Here is a 17,464-nt window from a genome sequence, read left to right as displayed (position 1 = left end):
CATCGTGACCGTCAAAAAAAAAATCATGGTTCTCTTGAAAGGATATCCCCGCCTTTCGGAGACGTTCATCGCTCAGGAACTCTTGGGGCTTGAAAAGGCCGGGCTGGAGCTTGGACTCGTCTCCATGCGTCGCCCGACTGATAAGAAGCGCCACCCGGTGCACGACGAAATCCGCGCCAACGTGACGTACCTGCCGGAATATCTTCATGAAGAGCCGCTTCGTGTTTTAAAAGCGCTCTGGTCGTGTCGGGCAAAGCCCGGTTTTGGAAAAGCGCTACGCCGCTTTGCTCGTGACCTTCGCCATGATGTCAGCCGAAACCGCTTTCGGCGCTTTGGGCAGGCCGCTGTTCTGGCGCATGAATGGCCTGTCGATGCGGGATGGCTACACGTCCATTTCATCCACACCCCGGCATCGGTTGCCGCCTACACCCACCTGATCACCGGCACGCCATGGACGATCTCGGCTCACGCCAAGGACATCTGGACGTCCAGCGACCACGACCTTTCCAACAAGCTCGATAGCGCACGCTGGGCTGTGACCTGTACGGCCAGTGGTTTCAGGCACTTGCAAAACCTTTCGAGTGACAAAAGCAAAGTTCATCTCAGCTATCACGGGCTCGATCTCACACGCTTTCCGCATTTCGAGGGCCCGCGAGAAGAGCGCGATGGTTCACACCCCTCGCAGCCGGTCCGTGTTCTGAGCGTCGGGCGTGCCGTCAAGAAGAAGGGGATCGACATTCTCCTGCACGCCCTGGCGGCCCTGCCATCTTCCCTGCATTGGCGCTTCACCCATATTGGCGGTGGCGACGAACTGAGCGCACTGAAAACGCTGGCAGACGAACTCGGCGTTTCCGACCGCATCGAGTGGATGGGCGCGATGGACCAGACGCAGGTTCTGGAACATTATCGAAAAGCCGATCTCTTTGCGCTCGCATGCCGCATCACCAGCGATGGCGACCGTGATGGACTGCCCAATGTGCTGGTGGAAGCCGCGAGCCAGAACCTTACCTGTATTTCCACCAATATTTCCGGCATCCCCGAATTTTTCATCGATGGAGAAAACGGGTTGCTGACCGAGCCGGACGATGCGACCGCTTTTTCACAGGCATTGCAAAAGGCGATGACCGATCCCGCGCTTCGCGGACGGCTTGGAGCGGCCGCTGAGAACCGGGTGCGCACTGCATTCGACCATCGAAACAGCATCACAGAGCTGAAAGCGTTGTTCGAGCAGGAATGGGAGAAAGACCTGTGACCGCAAAAAAATCAGCGCCACGCGTTTTCTTTTACGTCCAGCACTTGCTTGGCATCGGCCACATAGCACGCGCTAGCCGTGTCGCACGCGCGCTGGTTTCGGACGGTTTCGATGTGACGCTGGTGACGGGTGGAACGCCTGTGCCCGGGTTTCCGGGTGACGGTATCAGGCACATTGAGCTGCCCCCGATTGCGGTCAGCGACGGCAATTTCTCAGGCCTTGTGGATGCGACTGGCAAGCCGGTCGACGATGGGTTCAAGGATGACCGCACCAGCATGCTCCTGGGAGCCTATCATGGTGCGCGGCCGGATATCGTTATCATCGAGGCTTTTCCATTCGGCCGCCGGCAGGTGCGTTTCGAACTCCTGCCGCTTTTAGATGCCATCGAAACGACCATTGAGCGCCCGCTGGTCATGACATCCTTGCGTGATATTCTTCAGGAACGCGCCAAGCCCGGTCGCGACGAAGAAACCATCGCACTGGTCAAAAAGCATTTCGACACCGTGCTTGTTCATGGTGATCCGAATTTCGCAAGACTGGAGGAAACCTTCCCTCTGGCCGATCAGATCAGCCAGCGCATCGTCTATACCGGCCTTGTCGCGGCATCCAAACCGGAACCGCCGCAGGAACGCTTCGATGTCGTGGTTTCCGCTGGCGGCGGAGCGGTCGGGGCAGCGCTGGTTCGCGCCGCACTGGATGCTGCGCCTGTGATCGATCAGGTGAAAAGCTGGTGTCTTATCACCGGCCCCAACATGCCGAAAGCGGATTTCGACGCCATATCGGCTGAGGCCGGCGACCGCATCTCGGTGTTTCGCTTCCGCAAGGATTTTTCGAGCCTGCTAGCCGGAGCGAAGCTCTCGATTTCGCAAGCGGGATACAACACGGTCTGCGACATCTTGCAGGCGAAATGCCGCTCGCTTCTCATTCCCTTCGCTGCTAACGGCGAAACGGAGCAAGGTGCGCGCGCATCCCGGCTGGCAAAACTGGGCCTTGCCCATGTGCTGGAGGAAAGCGCCATATCGCCGCAATCCATGGCAGAGGCCATCAAGGTATCACTACAACTGCCAGAACCTGGCGACACCGCTCTCGATCTGGATGGTGCGGCAGGAACGGCAAGAATATTGCGCCGCCTTTACGACGAACGGGAATTCGACAAACTCAGTATCTGAGCTTTTCACGCCGGAACCCGAGTCCGATCAGCCTGCCTGCCAGATGCGCGAGCAGCGGAAAGCGCATGATCGCAAGCACGAAGGCGGGCGGACCTTTCGCCTTTTTGACATCGGCCTGGTCTTTCTTGTTCTTGCTGCGCATCATCAGTTGCAAACGCTGCGTTGCCTTGGTCGGGAAGGAACGACGATTCTCGATTGCTGCCAGATGAGTATCGGTGATCGGCTTTCTGGACGACAAGACCGGAATGAGCACATTGGCCACGGCCACCGCATCCTGGATGGCAAGATTAACCCCGACACCGCCAATTGGCGACATGGCGTGCGCCGCATCTCCAATACAGATCAGACCCGGTTTCCACCATTGTTTCAAACGGTCTATCCGCACCGTCAGCAACCAGGCGTCATCCCAGCTTCGGATTTCCGACAGGCGTTCACGCGGCAGCGGGCAGACCTCTGCGACGCGCTCTCGAAAGGCGTCCAGACCCTTTTCCTTGAACTCTGCGTAGGAACCCTTGCGCACCACATAACCGCATTGCCAGTAGTCGCCACGGTCGATCAGCACGAAGCCCTGCTGCGGGCCCGCATGTCCCATCGTTTCGCTCGGGTCACCGGGCTGCTTTGAAAGGCGCATCCAGACCACCTCCGTAGGCACCCCGAAACGCTCGACCTCCAGACCGGCTTTTTCCCTGACAATCGAGTTGCGGCCATCCGCGCCGATGACCAGATCCGCTTCAATTGTGAGGAGACCTTCCGGGGTCTCGACCGTGAGCCCGCGAATCTTGCCCCCATCTTGAACAAGGTTCGTAACCGGCGCGTTCATCAGCAACCGAAAATTCTCGAATTGTCCTGCCTTACCGGCGATGAAATTCAGAAAATCCCACTGCGGCATGAAGGCGATGAAGCGGTTCTTGACCGGCAACCATGAAAAATCTGCGATCGTTACCTTCTCACTTCCGATTTCCGCATGCAGTTTTTCCGCCCGCGTGTGCGGCAGCGCCAGAAACTCCCTGATAAAACCGAGTTGGTCGACGATATCGAGTGTCGAGGGATGGATAGTATCGCCACGGAAGTCACGAAAAAAATCGCTGTGTTTTTCGATCACTGTGACATCGACATTGGCGCGCGCCAGCAAGAGCCCGAGCATCATGCCAGCCGGTCCGCCACCTGCTATCACGACAGTTGTTCTGATGGAGCGATCCGCCTGTGTTTCCACATTTTCCATTCACGTCCCCCTTGCCGCCTAGACGGCAGAACTCACCGTATTCTTCGGGTGCGGCCAGCCCCTCACATCCAGACGGAACAGCCACGCGGAACGGGCGAAGATGAAGGCAAACGCCATCGCCGTCCAGGTTCCCAAAAGCAGACCCGCTGCCACATCACTGGGATAATGCGCACCGACGATGACACGCGACACACCGATGACCAAGGCCAAGCCGATGAAGACGAAACGAAAGCGTGGCATGAGCATCAGAAAGGCGCCAAAGAATGCGCCAGCTGCTGCAGAATGGCCTGACGGAAAACTCTCATAGAGATTGTCACCCGTAAACGGCGTCAGGCTGTAAGCGCCCATTTCCACCAGCAATTCAGGCCTCGCCCGCCCGATGACGAACTTCAGCGCATGAACGAGAATACTCGCGGTACCGATCGTCAGGAAGAAATAGAGCAACGACCGCCATGCCGTTCTGACCCGGCCTGCATAGGAAGAACGCGTCAGGACCCGAGCGGCGATATAGGCAAGAATAGCGAGAAGACCTGTGCTGTAGAGCATCCAGCGAAACGTGCCGAAATCCGTGATCGCATTGTTGAATCCAACGATGGCACCGGGTAGTGCTTGCGCACGTTGTGAAATCGCAGGGTCGAAAGGGATGAGAACCAGCACGAGAACGAAGGTGGCCGCCAAAATCCAGCCACTGGAAACAAAAAAGCGTCGCATGCTGTTCCTCGTTACACCAAGTCTGGAATATGCTGTTGGTGCAGGACAAAGACAAGTGTGGCTTTCCTCCTTGTTATGCTCACCTTTCGCTTGTAGAGGCTTGCATGACAATGTTGAGAAAATCCGGATTGACATGACGCACCCCAAGCGCCCGACTTTACCCGAAAAACTGACAATACTGGGATCCACCGGTTCCATCGGCACAAATACGGTCGATGTCATAAACCAGCTTGGCGGACGTGACCGGTTCGAGGTAATGGCACTGACGGGTGCAGGCAACATCGCGCTTCTGGCAGAGCAGGCCCGCGCGTTAGGCGCCAAACTGGCCGTCACGTCCGAAGACGATAATTACGACGCGCTCAAAGATGCACTGGCAGGCACCGATATCAAAGTCGCCTCGGGGCGATCAGGCTTGCAGGAAGCAGCCGACATGGATGCGGACTGGGTCATGGCAGCGATTGCAGGAACACCAGGTCTGGAGCCGACTCTCGCGGCGGCGCGGCGCGGCGCCAACATTGCTCTCGCCAACAAGGAATGTCTGGTTTCGGCCGGAGACGTTTTCATTCGCACCGTATCGCAGGGCGGCGGCAAGATCATTCCCGTCGACAGCGAACACAGCGCCATTTTTCAATGCCTTGAGCCGGCAAACAAGGCCAATGTCGAACGTATCGTGCTGACCGCATCCGGCGGGCCATTCCGTGCCCATAGCCGTGAGGAAATGGCTGGCGTAACCGCCGATACGGCGCGCGCCCACCCCAACTGGTCGATGGGCCTGAAGGTGTCGATCGGCAGCGCGTCCATGTTCAACAAGGCGCTGGAAATGATCGAAGCAAAATATCTCTTCGATCTTTGCCCCGACCAGATTGAAGTCATCATCCATCCGCAATCGATTATCCATTCCATGGTGGCCTATACGGACGGATCGGTCATTGCCCAGCTGGGCTGCCCGGACATGCGAACGGCCATTGCCTATGCCCTGACCTATCCGGCCCGGGGCGAAATCGACGTCGAGCGTCTGGATTTTACCAGGCTCGCAAGACTGGATTTCGAAGCTCCTGACGAGATCAGGTTTCCTGCATTGCGTCTGGCAAGAACCGCGCTGGAGCGCGGCGGGGCGCAGGGCGCCGTGTTGAGTGCCGCCGACGAAACCGCATTTCACGCCTTCGTGGCCGGCAAGATCGGCTTTCTGGATATGGCGGATATCGTCGAGACCGTCATGGACCGGATGAACAACGGACACGCTGCAGAAACGGTGGAAGATGTATTGGCGGTGGACGCACAAGCACGAGCCTATGCAAACGATGCCATTTCAAAAAGACAGACAGCGGCCTGACGCCGTTTCAACGCATCCCTCATAAATCGATAGAGTTCGACGCCGGTGGATAACCAACGGTCCAGGAAGCTGTGAACTTTCGAGACCCGGCATAGTGGGGTTGCCAGCAATATAAAAATAGGTTAGCCCATTTTTGTAATGTTATTACATGACGAAATGAGGACTTACATATGAGTATACGCTACGCCCTCCCCGTTGCCATCGGCGCTCTTCTCCTGTCGTTTACAACGACCATGGCAGACGATGCGGCAGCATCCTCGAAGGCACATTCGCACAGCCACTCCGAAGCATCCGAACAGATTTCCAAGGGTTACTTCGAAGATAGCCAGATCAGGCCGCGCCCGCTGTCAGACTGGGAAGGCGAATGGCAGTCAGTTTATCCTTACCTTATGGACGGCTCCCTTGATGCCGTCATGACGCATAAGGCGGAGCATGGTGACAAGACAGCCAAGGATTATCGTGACGAATACGCTACGGGGTATAAAACCGACGTTGATCGCATCGTGATCCAGGGTGACACAGTGATGTTTCAGCGAAAGGACGCCGACAGCAAAGCGACATATGTCTCGGATGGATATGAGGTGCTGACCTACAAGAAGGGCAATCGCGGCGTCCGCTACATCTTTAAAAAGGTCGGTGGGGACGAGGCTGCGCCTCAATTCATCCAGTTCAGCGATCACACGATAACGCCGACAAAAGCCGGTCACTACCACCTTTTCTGGGGGAACGATCGAAAAGCCGTGCTGGCAGAGCTCAGCAACTGGCCGACATATTATCCAGCCTCGCTCGACGCCAAGCAAATCGTGCATGAGATGCTAGAACACTGACATGACGGCGCATTCCGATTAAAAAAGGTCGCGGCTCATGGAGCCGCGACCTTCAATGACATTTCATCTGAAAAGCGATCGATTACAACGTCAGGCGACTGCTCTTGCCAGAGCGCAACGCGCCCATAGCTGGTGAAGCGGTGCAACCAGTTGCTCGAGGTCGGCATCTGTGTGCAACGGCGTCGGCGTGAGACGAAGTCGTTCGGTCTTGCGCGGTACGGTCGGATAGTTGATCGGCTGCACATAAATGCCATGATCATCGAGCAGGATATCCGATATCCACTTGCACTTGGCTGCGTCGCCAACCATGACGGGCACGATATGGCTGGGGTTCGGCATGTGCGGAATGCCACTCCTATCCAGCATGGCACGGAGCGTGCGCACGCGCTCCTGATGACGTGCACGTTCAAAAGGGCTGACCTTCAGATGCTGGATGGATGCAACCGCGCCAGCAGCCAGGGATGGCGGCAATGCCGTGGTAAAAATGAAGCCGGACGCGAAGGAGCGGATGAAGTCGCACAGCGCTTCGGACGCAGCAATGTAGCCGCCCATCACGCCAAATGCCTTGCCAAGCGTTCCCTCGATGATCGTCAGGCGATCCATCAGGCCTTCCCGTTCGGCAATGCCACCACCGCGCGGACCGTACATGCCGACGGCATGAACCTCGTCGAGATAGGTCATCGCGCCGTATTTGTCGGCAAGATCGCAGATTTCCTTGATCGGAGAGATATCGCCGTCCATCGAGTAAACGGATTCGAACGCGATCATCTTCGGCGCAGACGGGTCAGCAGCCTTCAACTTCGCTTCGAGATCCTCAAGGTCATTGTGTTTCCAAATAACCTTATCGCAGCGACCGTAACGAATGCCCTCGATCATAGAGGCGTGGTTAAAGGCATCGGAGAAAATGATCAGGCCGGGAATCTTCTGGCCGAGTGTTCCAAGCGTTGCCCAGTTCGAAATGTAGCCGGATGTGAAAATCAGCGCTGATTCCTTGCCATGGAGATCGGCAAGTTCCTGCTCGAGTTTGACGTGATAATGGTTGGTGCCAGAAATATTCCGGGTGCCTCCCGCACCCGCGCCACAGTGATCTATGGCCGCCTTCATGGCCTCGATGACCTTGGGATTCTGTCCCATGCCGAGATAGTCGTTAGAGCACCAGACCGTTACGTCTTTCTTCTCGCCGTCCGCATTGTATCGTGTCGCGCGCGGGAAATTGCCCTGCTGCCGTTCTAAGTCGGCGAAGACGCGATAACGGCCTTCTGAATGCAAACCATCCAGCTCGGTCTTAAAGTATGCCTCGAAGTCCATTCCATGCTCCAGAATTCTTGTCGTCGTTGTCGGCCCACCTCCATGAACCGTCAACCCCCTCGACGCCGTTTGCACGAAACTGCGTCAATTCGCCCTCACTTTTGAACCATTCCAAAAACTCTTATAAGAGATTTTTCAAACCGCAAAATTGATTCACATCCAAGACGCATAAATATTGGAACTTTTCCGTTATCTGTCCGTTCAGTTGGGCACAGTCGATTGGGGCCGGGATGCAGCCTGCGAAGGACGCTTCCATAAACACACTCGAGTTGGTAAACATCTGTAGCGGTCGGAGGTAGCAGTCGCCGCAGATGTATTATGGGACGCCTACCAAAGAGCCAAAGAGCTCATTGAAACGTTGGAGAGACTTCATGAAAAAAGCCATTATTTTTGCGGCAATCGGTTTGGCGCTTGCAGGCTGCACGCAGACTGAAAAGGGCGCGTCCATTGGCGCCGTTTCTGGCGCTGTTATCGGTGGCGCTGTAACAGGCAACGTCCGCGGCGCAGCTGTTGGCGCAGCCATCGGCGGCGTTGGTGGCGCACTGATCGGTAACGCTTCTGAGCCAGGCTACTGCTACTATCGCGATCAGTACGGTCAGCGTTACACGGCTCGTTGCCGCTAATATCACCAAGGATTAAGAAACGAAGGCCCCGGTTTCCCCGGGGCTTTTGCATTTGTGTCGGAAGAATACGCTTTTTCGGGTGCCAACCTCCCTTTTTGTGATTAAACTGCCCTGTTAACGGACGGGAAACCGGTGGGGCCGATAATAAATCCTCAACCATAAAAGTAGCGTATGTCAAACCGACACACTGACCCAAAGAAGAGTATTGCGTTCTGGAAGGCCGGCACTGCATTGGTCGTGGCTGCATCCGTGATGCTATCTCCCGGGTTCGTGCGGGATGCGTTTGCGCTGGAAATCTTCGGCATCACTATTTTCGGTTCGGACGACAAGGAAGAGGAGGTCCTCGACCCGGTTTCTTTCACCGTCACGCTGAATGCCGCGGATGCGGACGACAAGCTGCGCAAGAGCCTCGAAAACAGCTCGCTTCTGGTCGCAGAGCCGGAAAAGCCTGCATCGGGCGATCTGGGCCTCTTGATCAGAGCGCGCGACGACCGTGAGCGATTGGTGGCTGCGCTCTACGAAAACGCCCGATACGGCGGCACCGTTAAAATCACGGTTGCGGGCCAGGATATCGACGCCATCCCACCAAATCCTTCGTTCAACCGCACAGGTCCTGTCCCTGTGGTCATCGATGTCACGTCCGGGCCGGCTTTCACGCTCGGCACCATCAAGCTTGAAGGCGATGTCGCGGGTCGCGATCTCTCTGAGTACGGCCTTGTAACGGGTGGAGACGCGGGATCGCTTGCCATCATCCGTGGCGGCAACAAGCTGATAGAAGCCCTGAAGGCGGAAGGGCGTCCGCTCGCGAAGCTCACCAAGCGCGAAGCGGTTGCAAACCACGCAACCAACACCGTTGATCTGACTTTATCTGCCGAAGGCGGTCCGATAGCGCCTTTAGGCGACGTCGCTGTGAAGGGCGAGAAGACGGTCGATGGCGACTTCATCCGGCGCTATTCGCGTCTGAACGGCGGAGAGCCGTATTCGCCGGAGAAATTGCGAAAAGCATCCGACCGGTTGCGCAAGCTAGGGGTCTTTTCCAGCATCACCATCAAGGAAGCGAATACACTGTCCCGCAATGGCAGCATTCCACTCACCATCGAGGTCTCGGAAGGCAAACATCGCTATCTTGGACTTGGTGCGCAATATTCCACCACCGAGGGCATTGGGCTGCAAGGCTACTGGGGCCATCGCAATCTGTTCGGCAAAGCCGAATCGCTGCGCATCGAAGGTGCTGTTTCGCGGCTGGGTGAAGCGTCGAATGTGCAGGACATGGATTACTCGGCCGGGATCATCTTTACCAAGCCCGGCATCTTCAATCCGGAGACGACGTTTACCGCCAGTCTGAAAGCCAAGACTGAACATCCAGACAGCTACGACGCGAGATCGATCACCGGCTATGGCGGCTTTGCCTATGAGTTCAACGATTACGATACGGCCTCTGCCGGTCTGGAAGTCGAGTGGACGGATGCCGATGATGCATTCGGCAACAACCAGTATCTGACCACCTCCGTGCCGCTGGAATTCGTGCGCGACAGACGTGACGACAAGCTGAACCCAACTGAAGGCTTCAGAGCCTCGATCTCCGCGCAGCCAAGTTTCGAAGCTTTGAATGGTACGTTCTTCACATCATTCGAGGGTTCGACGACAGCCTATAAAGGCCTTGGGTCCGACGATCAGGTCGTGCTGGCCGGCAAGATCGCAGGTGGTCTGCTCGTCGGGGCGAGTTCCTTGGAAGACGTTCCCGCGACCCGGCGTTTTTATGAAGGCGGCGGCGGATCGGTGCGAGGTTACAGCTATCAGGAAATTTCGCCGTACAATGCGGCAGGGGATGCGACGGGCGGGCGTTCTTATGTCGTCTCGTCGGTGGAAGCACGTTTCAAGGTGACAGAAACGATCGGGCTCGTTCCCTTCGTTGACGCAGGCGTCGTATCGTCCGACCTTGCGCCCGACTTTTCCGATATTCGCGCGGGCGCCGGTATCGGACTACGTTACGCGACACCGTTCGGCCCCTTGCGTCTCGACGTGGCCACGCCCCTGAAAAAATATGAAAATGGAAGCAGCTTCGGCATTTATGCCGGCATCGGACAGGCGTTCTGAACGAGCGTCATTTCACACAAGAACAAGAAAAGTGTAGATTACGTTTGATGACCGTACTGACTCGATTGTTGATAGGGATCGGCTACATTGCTCTGGGCACTGTCGCACTGCTTGTCGTGGCCGTTATCTTCCTTGGTTACACGTCGCCCGGCACGCAACTTGTCGCGCGACAGGTCTCATCCCTGATCTCCAGCCCCGACCAGACGATCGAGATATCACCGCCCAAAGGCCTGCTGACGGGAAACCTCCGTCTGGATAGCGTGACGATTTCTGACCGAGACGGTCCCTACGCCCGGTTGGCAGGCGTCGAGGTCGACTGGTCGCCATTTGCGCTTTTGAGAAAGACATTTCGCGCTGAACGGATAGAGGTGGCACAGGTCGATATCGACCGAGCGCCCCTGCCGTCCACGGAGCCCTCTTCGGAAACCTCGACCGGCTTTTTGCTTCCCGTCGACATCACCATCGATGATCTGGCTCTTCCCGATATCACACTAGGTGAGAAGCTGGCAGGTCGCACTTACGCGCTTTCAGCCAACGGCCGCGGTACCGCCACCACCAACGCCATTACGCTTGCCCTTTCGGCAAATCGCAAGGACGAGCCTGAAGCATTGGTGAACGCCGATATCGCCTTCGTTCCCAACGAGAATATGCTGAAGCTCAACGCGACCGTGAAAGAACCACAGGGTGGACTTCTGGCAACACTTCTACGCTTGCCCGATGCGCCTGCAGTGGCTCTCACTCTCAGAGGCGACGGCGCCCTGTCCGATTGGTCGGGACAGCTTACGGGGGCTGTCGCTGGCAATCCGGTTCTCGATCTGACCGGTCGCCACCAACTCGCAACCGATGGCACGCGCCGGGTAGAGCTTCATGGTGGCGGTCAGCCCGATATGTTGTTGCCGCCAATGATGCGCCAGCTCTTTGCCGGTCAAACCGCGCTCGACCTGGCGGCCAGCATTGCGCCGGAAGGTCGGATCAGTGTCGAAAGCGGCAATCTGGAAACCGGAAAACTGTTGCTGACAGCATCCGGTGCCATGGATCCGCAGGGGCAGAATGATCTTTCCGCCAATTTGATCGGCACCAATGGTCCAGTCGATATCCGCCTGCCGCTTGGAGACGGAGAGCTCTCCGCTCTGGTGAATGGGGTCGATCTCGCGTTGCGCGGCAATGCCGACGCGGCCGGTTTGAACATCAGCGCGTCGCTGCGGTCGCTTGTCTTGCCGCAGGGGCGTTTCGAAGACGTGAAGCTGCTGGCTAACAGCGACGATCTCAATCTGGCAAACCAGACCGGCACTGTGAAAACCAGTCTCAGCATCGCACAATCCGCCATGACCGCGCCGGATCTGGAACGAGCCATCAAGGCACCCTTGACGCTCAATGCGCCCTTGCGAATTTCCCCACAGACGATTGCCTTCGAAGGTGCGACGCTGGAAAGCGCCAGCGTCGGCGGCACCAGTAGCGGAACCTATGATCTGTCGGCAGGTACCATCGCCACCAATCTTCGCCTCTTTGTTCTCCCGGCGGTCCTGCCACCGGCTCTTGCCGAAAAATTCGATACGACCATTGCCATCGATGCTTATCTCAAGAGTACGATTGGCGGTGCAACCAGTGTCGAAAACCTCGTTGTCAAATCCGGAACTGTCGAGGCCAATGGCGATATCGCGCTGGATAATGGCAATGTGTCTGCCAAGCTGGGCGGCCGTCTGCCCGCGCTGGAAAAGGTAACGCCGCAAGCAGCAGGATCACTCGGATTTTCACTTGAGGCTAGCGGTCCGCTCAACGCCGCCGATTTTCAGATCAGCCTGAATTCCGCCAGAGCGACCCTGGCGGGTCGCGCCCTCGAGGCGCTCAAGGTTTCAGCCAAGGGAAAAGCGGATCTGAACGCGCCGCAGGCCCAGCTTCAGGCAAGCGGTACACTCGATGGACAGATCATCGACGCGTCCGGTGAACTCTTGCAAGGCGAAAACGGAACGGCGATCCCAAAGCTGAACGTCACCGTGGGTCGCAACGTGCTGACCGGAAACCTTCAGTTTAACCCACAATTTCTGCCGACAGGAAATCTCTCCTTCGACTTCCCCGACCTGTCGTTGCTGGCCGCGCTGGCCGCACAACAGGCCGAAGGTGACGTGAAAGGTGACGTTGTCGTATCCAACACGGACGGAAAAATCGCTGCAACGATCAAAGCCTCGAGCAGCACCATCCGCCAAGGGACGACCACGATCTCCAAGCTCGCTGCCGATCTGAAGGTCGATGATCTCACAGCACTAGCCATCAACGGCCAGGTGACGGCGGGCAAAATCATGGCCGGTGCGGCCGACATTTCCGGCCTCACTCTGGATATCGATCACTCCGATTCTGGCACCGCATTCGATCTGACTGGCCGTTACGACGATGCGCCTCTCGCCTTCAAGGGAACCGCCAACACCGCCGCCTCCCCCATGACCGTGACCCTCGATACGTTCACGGCGACACCCAGCGGCATTCCGGTGAAACTGGCTCAGCCGACGACAGTCACCATTGATACGGGCATGGCACGTATTTCCGGTCTTGTCATTCAGACGGGCAACGGTCGCATCGAGGTCAATGGCAGAGCGGGACAGACACTCGATCTCAACGCAACGATCCGTGCGCTGCCTGCCAACCTCGCCAATGCATTCTCACCAGCACTCGACGCCGCCGGGACGATCTCCGGCACAGTGACGGCAAAAGGCACAGCGTCCGATCCAGCCGTCGACTACGATCTCACCTGGGCCGATGCGGCGGTCAGCCAGACCCGCTCCGCCGGACTGGGTTCGCTCGGCATAAAGGCCAATGGTCGATTTGCCGGCGGCACTTTGCGTCTGGATACCACGGCAACCGGTCAGGGTGGGCTATCGCTGTCCGGTGGCGGTACTTTCGGTATCGCGGGTAACAGACCCATTTCGATGGCCTTCAAGGGTTCCCTGCCCTTCGGTGCTGTCGCCGCCCAAACGGCAGCACAGGGCTTCGATGTCAGCGGCAAAGCGGCCCTCGACGTAAAGATCGAAGGGACCGCCACAGCGCCCATCGTCACAGGCAGTATCACAACCGATGGCACACGCGTCACCGATGTTCGCCGCAACCTGACCATCAACAATCTGGCCGCGACCATCAATCTCGAACGCGACCGGGCGACGATCTCGCGATTGACCGGCAGACTGGCTGGCGGTGGCACGGTGTCTGGCACCGGAAGCGTCGGCATAACGCCCGGCTCTGGCTTCCCGGCTGATCTGACGATCACCCTCAATCGTGCCGCTTATAATGACGGCACCCTGTTCACCACCATCGCAAGCGGAACGCTTACCTTGAAGGGGCCGGTGTTGAATTCTCCGGTTCTCGGCGGCACTGTCACGCTTGAAAAAAGCGCCATAACGATCCCGGAGCGCTTGCCGGCATCCCTGTCGCAGATGGACATCAAACACAAGAACGCGCCTGCGGCGGTGCGTATGCAAGACCGGAAACTCAATGCGGACAAGGGTGGAAGTGGGAGTTCTTCCGACATCGCCCTCGACCTTCAGGTGAACGCGCCGAGCGGTATCTTTGTTCGCGGCCGCGGCATCGACGCGGAACTGACGGGTAGCCTGACGGTGCGCGGCACCGCTGCAAACCCTGCGGTTTCAGGCGGCTTCCAGATGCGCCGTGGCAGGCTTGAAATTCTCACACGGCGCCTGGATTTCACGAATGGTGATATAACCTTCGGCGGCGGTCTTGTTCCCGTCCTCAACATGGCGGCGGAATCAGCAGCTGGTTCCGCTACGGTTACCGTCACCGTCACGGGGAACGCAAACGATCCGTCCTTTGGTTTTACATCCTCCCCTGCCTTGCCCCAGGACGAAGTCATGGCGCAGTTGATTTTCGGGCAATCCATGTCCAAGCTTTCAGCACTGCAAATTGCACGACTGGCAGATGCCGCAGGCCAATTGGCAGGCGGACGCTCGACCTCGCTTTTCGATAGTCTGCGCAGCAATCTTGGTATTGACGATCTTGATATTTCCACAGACTCTGAAGGTCAGGCGCGTGTCTCCGCTGGAAAATACATCAACGACAAGACCTATCTGGAGTTGGAACAGAGCGGCAGCGAAGGCGCCAAAGCCATCATCAATCTGGATGTGGGCAAAGGCGTGAAGCTAAGGGGCGCGGCGGGCGCAGACGGAGCAGGTTCGGCCGGTATTTTTTACGAGAAGGAGTATTAGACGCCGAAAAGGAAGGTAGCAAGGATCGTCATCCTAGCCCATTGTCCAGATTTCATGTGCGCATTCAGATATTTTTAAATCAGATGTCGTAGATAACTTTTTGTTGCATTGAACGGTTTTTACCTGACAGGTCCGCGCGCAACGGCAAGAGGCTGCATTGAACCCTACGTGTTCATGCTTGGAGTTTCATCTACGTGCTATCTTTTCCTGGAACGCATGCGAAATCTATTCTGGCTGCTCTGGGTCGCTCGCAAGCGATGATCGAATTCGATACCAGCGGAAAAATACTATCCGCCAATGAAAACTTCTGCCGTGCCATGGGCTATAGCAAAGAACAGATCGTTGGCAGACACCACAGCATATTTTGCGAACCCGCTTACGCGAAGAGCGCAGAATATAAGACCTTCTGGAAGGACCTTGGTGCAGGCAAATACGATGCTCGCCAGTACAAGCGTCTCGCTAATGGTGGCAAGGAAGTCTGGATCCAGGCATCTTACAATCCCCTGATGGTCGGTGACAAGGTCAAGAGCATTCTCAAACTTGCCACCGTCATCACCGAAGAAAAGATAAAAGCTGCCGAGGATTCCGGGAAGATCGACGCGATCTCGCGGGCGCAGGCCGTTATCGAATTCACCACGTCGGGCGAGATCATCACCGCCAATACCAACTTCTTGAACTGCCTGGGCTACAGCCTGGATGAGATTGTCGGCCAACATCACCGGATGTTTTGCGAGGAAGGCTTTCGCAATAGCACTGAATATGCAGGCTTCTGGCATAAGCTGGCGGCTGGCGAATTTATCGCCGCCGAGTTCAAGCGTATCGGCAAGGGCGGGAAAATCGTCTGGATCCAGGCGTCCTACAATCCGATCGTCGATCAGAATGGACACGTGTTCAAAGTCGTCAAATTTGCCACCGATGTCACGGAGCGGGTCCGCGCCGTCGACAGTCTAGCCGATAGCCTGACGGCCCTTGCACACGGCGATCTCACTGCGGTCATCGACAAACCCTTCATTCCCACGCTGGAACGGGTTCGAAAGGACCTGAACAGTTCGCTTTCGAAATTGCAGGATGCGATGCGCAACGTCTCGGAAAGCGCGTCAAGCATCGCTACCGGTTCGCGCGAAGTCAGCGAAGCCTCCGACAATCTGGCCAAGCGAACGGAGCAACAAGCAGCAGCCGTCGAGCAGACGTCAGCCGCGTTGAACGAAATCACCCGCACGGTCGCACAAAACACGACGCGCGCCGAACAGTCGGGAGAGCTTGTCGCAAAGACCAAGGCGGGAGCGGAGCACTCCGGCGCGGTGGTCACCAAGGCGATCCAGGCCATGGGCCGGATTTCGCAATCATCGAATGAGATTGGCAACATCATCAGTGTTATCGATGACATCGCGTTTCAGACCAACCTTTTGGCATTGAATGCCGGTGTAGAAGCCGCACGTGCGGGCGAAGCTGGCAAAGGCTTTGCAGTCGTTGCACAGGAAGTACGCGAACTTGCCCAACGATCCGCTCAGGCCGCCAAGGAAATCAAGACACTGATCAACACCTCGTCCGAACAGGTCAAGGAAGGTGTCGATCTGGTTGGAGAGACCGGAAAGGCACTCGACGCCATCGTGACGCAGGTTGGCGAAATCAACGTCAATGTGTCGGCCATTGTCGAGACCGCCCGACAACAGGCAAGCGGTCTCAAGGAAATCAATCAGGCTGTTGAAGCAATGGACAGCAATACGCAGCAAAATGCAGCGATGGTGGAAGAAACGACGGCGGCAAGTCATAGCCTTGCACATGAAGCCCATGTTTTGCGAGATTTATTAACACAATTTAGATTTGGGAAACAATATTCTGCTACGAATCATAAAATGAAGCCGGAAGAAAACACTCCGGTTGTTCGTACACCAGGCAGGATGCCAAAATCCGGATACGCGAGCGTCGGTGCGCTTGCACTAGCCCAGAACAAGGATTGGGAAGAATTCTGATGGTTACGATTAATTCTACGAACTTCGGTGGCGATACCCTCGAGATCATCGCGTTTCGTCTGCATGATCAGGAGTTTTGCGTCAAAACAACCACCATCCGAGAAATTCGCGGCTGGGCCCCATCCACTCCACTCCCGCATGCTCCGAAAGACGTCATCGGTGTGATGAACCTGCGCGGCTCGGTTATTCCGATCATCGACCTCGCCTACAAGCTTGGCATGAAGAGCACCGTTGCCAATGAGCGCAGCGCCATCGTCGTTGCAGAAGTTCACAACATGGTCATCGGCATGCTGGTGGACCGCGTTTCAGACATTCTGACGATCCCTGCAATCCAGGTACAACCTGTTCCAGAAGTCTCGGCATCTTTCGACAAATCCTTCTCCGAAGGTATCATTGCCAACGAACACGGCATGATCTGCTTCCTGAACCTCGCCAAGATGTTCAAGGGTGCAGACCTTGAAGATTTGGCAGCCTAAGGCCACTCGACGCACGCGACATCCGATTGATTTTTTTAACACGCTGCCCGGATAGCCGGCAGCGTGTTTTCGTTTGGCCTCCATCATAAACTTCGAAGAAACCATTTAAAAAAGCGTCATCCATAAAACGATCAAGAACAGAACCATCATCAATGCTGCGAGATAGCGTTTTAAACTTAATCACTTCACAAATTACACTTCGGTCCGACATCCCGTCAACTTAGTATTAATATTATTAATGCCTAATTCAATTATAGAACGAAAA

Annotated in this window: 12 protein-coding genes; 9 read left to right on the top strand and 3 right to left on the bottom strand. The window is 56.6% G+C overall.

Features of this window, described 5'->3' with window-relative positions; translation table 11 throughout:
* The first annotated feature begins 4 nt into the window (after nt 1-4).
* Both EKM04_RS03000 and EKM04_RS02995 read left to right on the top strand, forming a co-directional pair.
* A complete protein-coding gene (locus EKM04_RS03000; RefSeq protein WP_183896219.1) occupies nt 5-1,252 on the top strand; it encodes a glycosyltransferase family 4 protein in 1,248 nt (415 codons plus the stop codon).
* Complete coding sequence (locus EKM04_RS02995; protein WP_183896221.1) at nt 1,234-2,421, top strand: glycosyltransferase family protein; 1,188 nt, start codon at nt 1,234-1,236, stop codon at nt 2,419-2,421. The genes EKM04_RS03000 and EKM04_RS02995 overlap by 19 nt, the downstream gene beginning before the upstream one ends.
* Here the strand turns inward: EKM04_RS02995 and EKM04_RS02990 are convergent.
* Together EKM04_RS02990 and EKM04_RS02985 are read right to left on the bottom strand one after the other, a co-directional pair.
* Nucleotides 2,411-3,643 (bottom strand): FAD-dependent oxidoreductase, encoded by a 1,233-nt coding sequence (locus EKM04_RS02990; RefSeq protein WP_183896223.1) that lies wholly within the window; start codon nt 3,641-3,643, stop codon nt 2,411-2,413. The genes EKM04_RS02995 and EKM04_RS02990 overlap by 11 nt on opposite strands.
* Nucleotides 3,644-3,661: 18 nt before the next feature.
* On the bottom strand, nt 3,662-4,354 hold the full coding sequence (locus EKM04_RS02985) for a phosphatase PAP2 family protein (protein WP_183896225.1): 693 nt from the start codon (nt 4,352-4,354) through the stop codon (nt 3,662-3,664).
* A 133-nt stretch (nt 4,355-4,487) separates the two neighbouring features.
* Between EKM04_RS02985 and dxr the strand changes: the two genes are divergently transcribed.
* Entirely contained in the window at nt 4,488-5,687 is a 1,200-nt protein-coding gene (dxr, locus tag EKM04_RS02980; protein ID WP_183896227.1) for a 1-deoxy-D-xylulose-5-phosphate reductoisomerase, read from the top strand.
* 170 nt (nt 5,688-5,857) lie between these two features.
* Nucleotides 5,858-6,514, top strand: coding sequence for a ZinT family metal-binding protein (locus EKM04_RS02975; RefSeq protein ID WP_183896229.1), 657 nt, complete (start codon nt 5,858-5,860; stop codon nt 6,512-6,514).
* Between the two features lie 90 nt (nt 6,515-6,604).
* Here the strand turns inward: EKM04_RS02975 and hemA are convergent, their stop codons facing one another.
* The gene (hemA, locus tag EKM04_RS02970) at nt 6,605-7,822 is read right to left on the bottom strand and encodes a 5-aminolevulinate synthase (RefSeq protein WP_183896231.1); all 1,218 of its coding nucleotides are present in this window, start codon (nt 7,820-7,822) and stop codon (nt 6,605-6,607) included.
* A gap of 371 nt (nt 7,823-8,193) precedes the next feature.
* Here hemA and EKM04_RS02965 point away from each other — a divergent pair, with 371 nt between their 5' ends.
* The 5 genes from EKM04_RS02965 (at nt 8,194) to EKM04_RS02945 (ending at nt 17,199) form a co-directional block, all read left to right on the top strand.
* The gene (locus EKM04_RS02965; RefSeq protein ID WP_174154216.1) at nt 8,194-8,445 is read left to right on the top strand and encodes a YMGG-like glycine zipper-containing protein; all 252 of its coding nucleotides are present in this window, start codon (nt 8,194-8,196) and stop codon (nt 8,443-8,445) included.
* A 171-nt stretch (nt 8,446-8,616) separates the two neighbouring features.
* Complete coding sequence (locus EKM04_RS02960) at nt 8,617-10,542, top strand: autotransporter assembly complex protein TamA (protein ID WP_183896233.1); 1,926 nt, start codon at nt 8,617-8,619, stop codon at nt 10,540-10,542.
* Between the two features lie 47 nt (nt 10,543-10,589).
* A complete protein-coding gene (locus EKM04_RS02955) occupies nt 10,590-14,750 on the top strand; it encodes a translocation/assembly module TamB domain-containing protein (protein WP_183896235.1) in 4,161 nt (1,386 codons plus the stop codon).
* Nucleotides 14,751-14,944: 194 nt separating this feature from the next.
* Nucleotides 14,945-16,723, top strand: coding sequence for a methyl-accepting chemotaxis protein (locus tag EKM04_RS02950; protein WP_252094035.1), 1,779 nt, complete (start codon nt 14,945-14,947; stop codon nt 16,721-16,723).
* A complete protein-coding gene (locus EKM04_RS02945; RefSeq protein WP_174154219.1) occupies nt 16,723-17,199 on the top strand; it encodes a chemotaxis protein CheW in 477 nt (158 codons plus the stop codon). The genes EKM04_RS02950 and EKM04_RS02945 overlap by 1 nt, the downstream gene beginning before the upstream one ends.
* Nucleotides 17,200-17,464 lie beyond the last annotated feature (265 nt).

Source organism: Rhizobium skierniewicense Ch11 (genome assembly GCF_023757665.1).
Taxonomy (GTDB): domain Bacteria; phylum Pseudomonadota; class Alphaproteobacteria; order Rhizobiales; family Rhizobiaceae; genus Agrobacterium; species Agrobacterium skierniewicense.
Note: the sequence above shows the minus strand (reverse complement) of the source record. Positions and strands in the feature narration are given on the sequence as shown.

Bases quoted from the DNA above. Each gene is read 5' to 3' on its own strand.
- EKM04_RS02995 (WP_183896221.1), top strand. From the start codon at position 1,234: ATGGGAGAAAGACCTGTGACCGCAAAAAAATCAGCGCCACGCGTTTTC.
- EKM04_RS02990 (WP_183896223.1), bottom strand. From the start codon at position 3,643: ATGGAAAATGTGGAAACACAGGCGGATCGCTCCATCAGAACAACTGTC.
- EKM04_RS02985 (WP_183896225.1), bottom strand. From the start codon at position 4,354: ATGCGACGCTTTTTTGTTTCCAGTGGCTGGATTTTGGCGGCCACCTTC.
- dxr (WP_183896227.1), top strand. From the start codon at position 4,488: ATGACGCACCCCAAGCGCCCGACTTTACCCGAAAAACTGACAATACTG.
- EKM04_RS02975 (WP_183896229.1), top strand. From the start codon at position 5,858: ATGAGTATACGCTACGCCCTCCCCGTTGCCATCGGCGCTCTTCTCCTG.
- hemA (WP_183896231.1), bottom strand. From the start codon at position 7,822: ATGGACTTCGAGGCATACTTTAAGACCGAGCTGGATGGTTTGCATTCA.
- EKM04_RS02965 (WP_174154216.1), top strand. From the start codon at position 8,194: ATGAAAAAAGCCATTATTTTTGCGGCAATCGGTTTGGCGCTTGCAGGC.
- EKM04_RS02960 (WP_183896233.1), top strand. From the start codon at position 8,617: ATGTCAAACCGACACACTGACCCAAAGAAGAGTATTGCGTTCTGGAAG.
- EKM04_RS02955 (WP_183896235.1), top strand. From the start codon at position 10,590: ATGACCGTACTGACTCGATTGTTGATAGGGATCGGCTACATTGCTCTG.
- EKM04_RS02945 (WP_174154219.1), top strand. From the start codon at position 16,723: ATGGTTACGATTAATTCTACGAACTTCGGTGGCGATACCCTCGAGATC.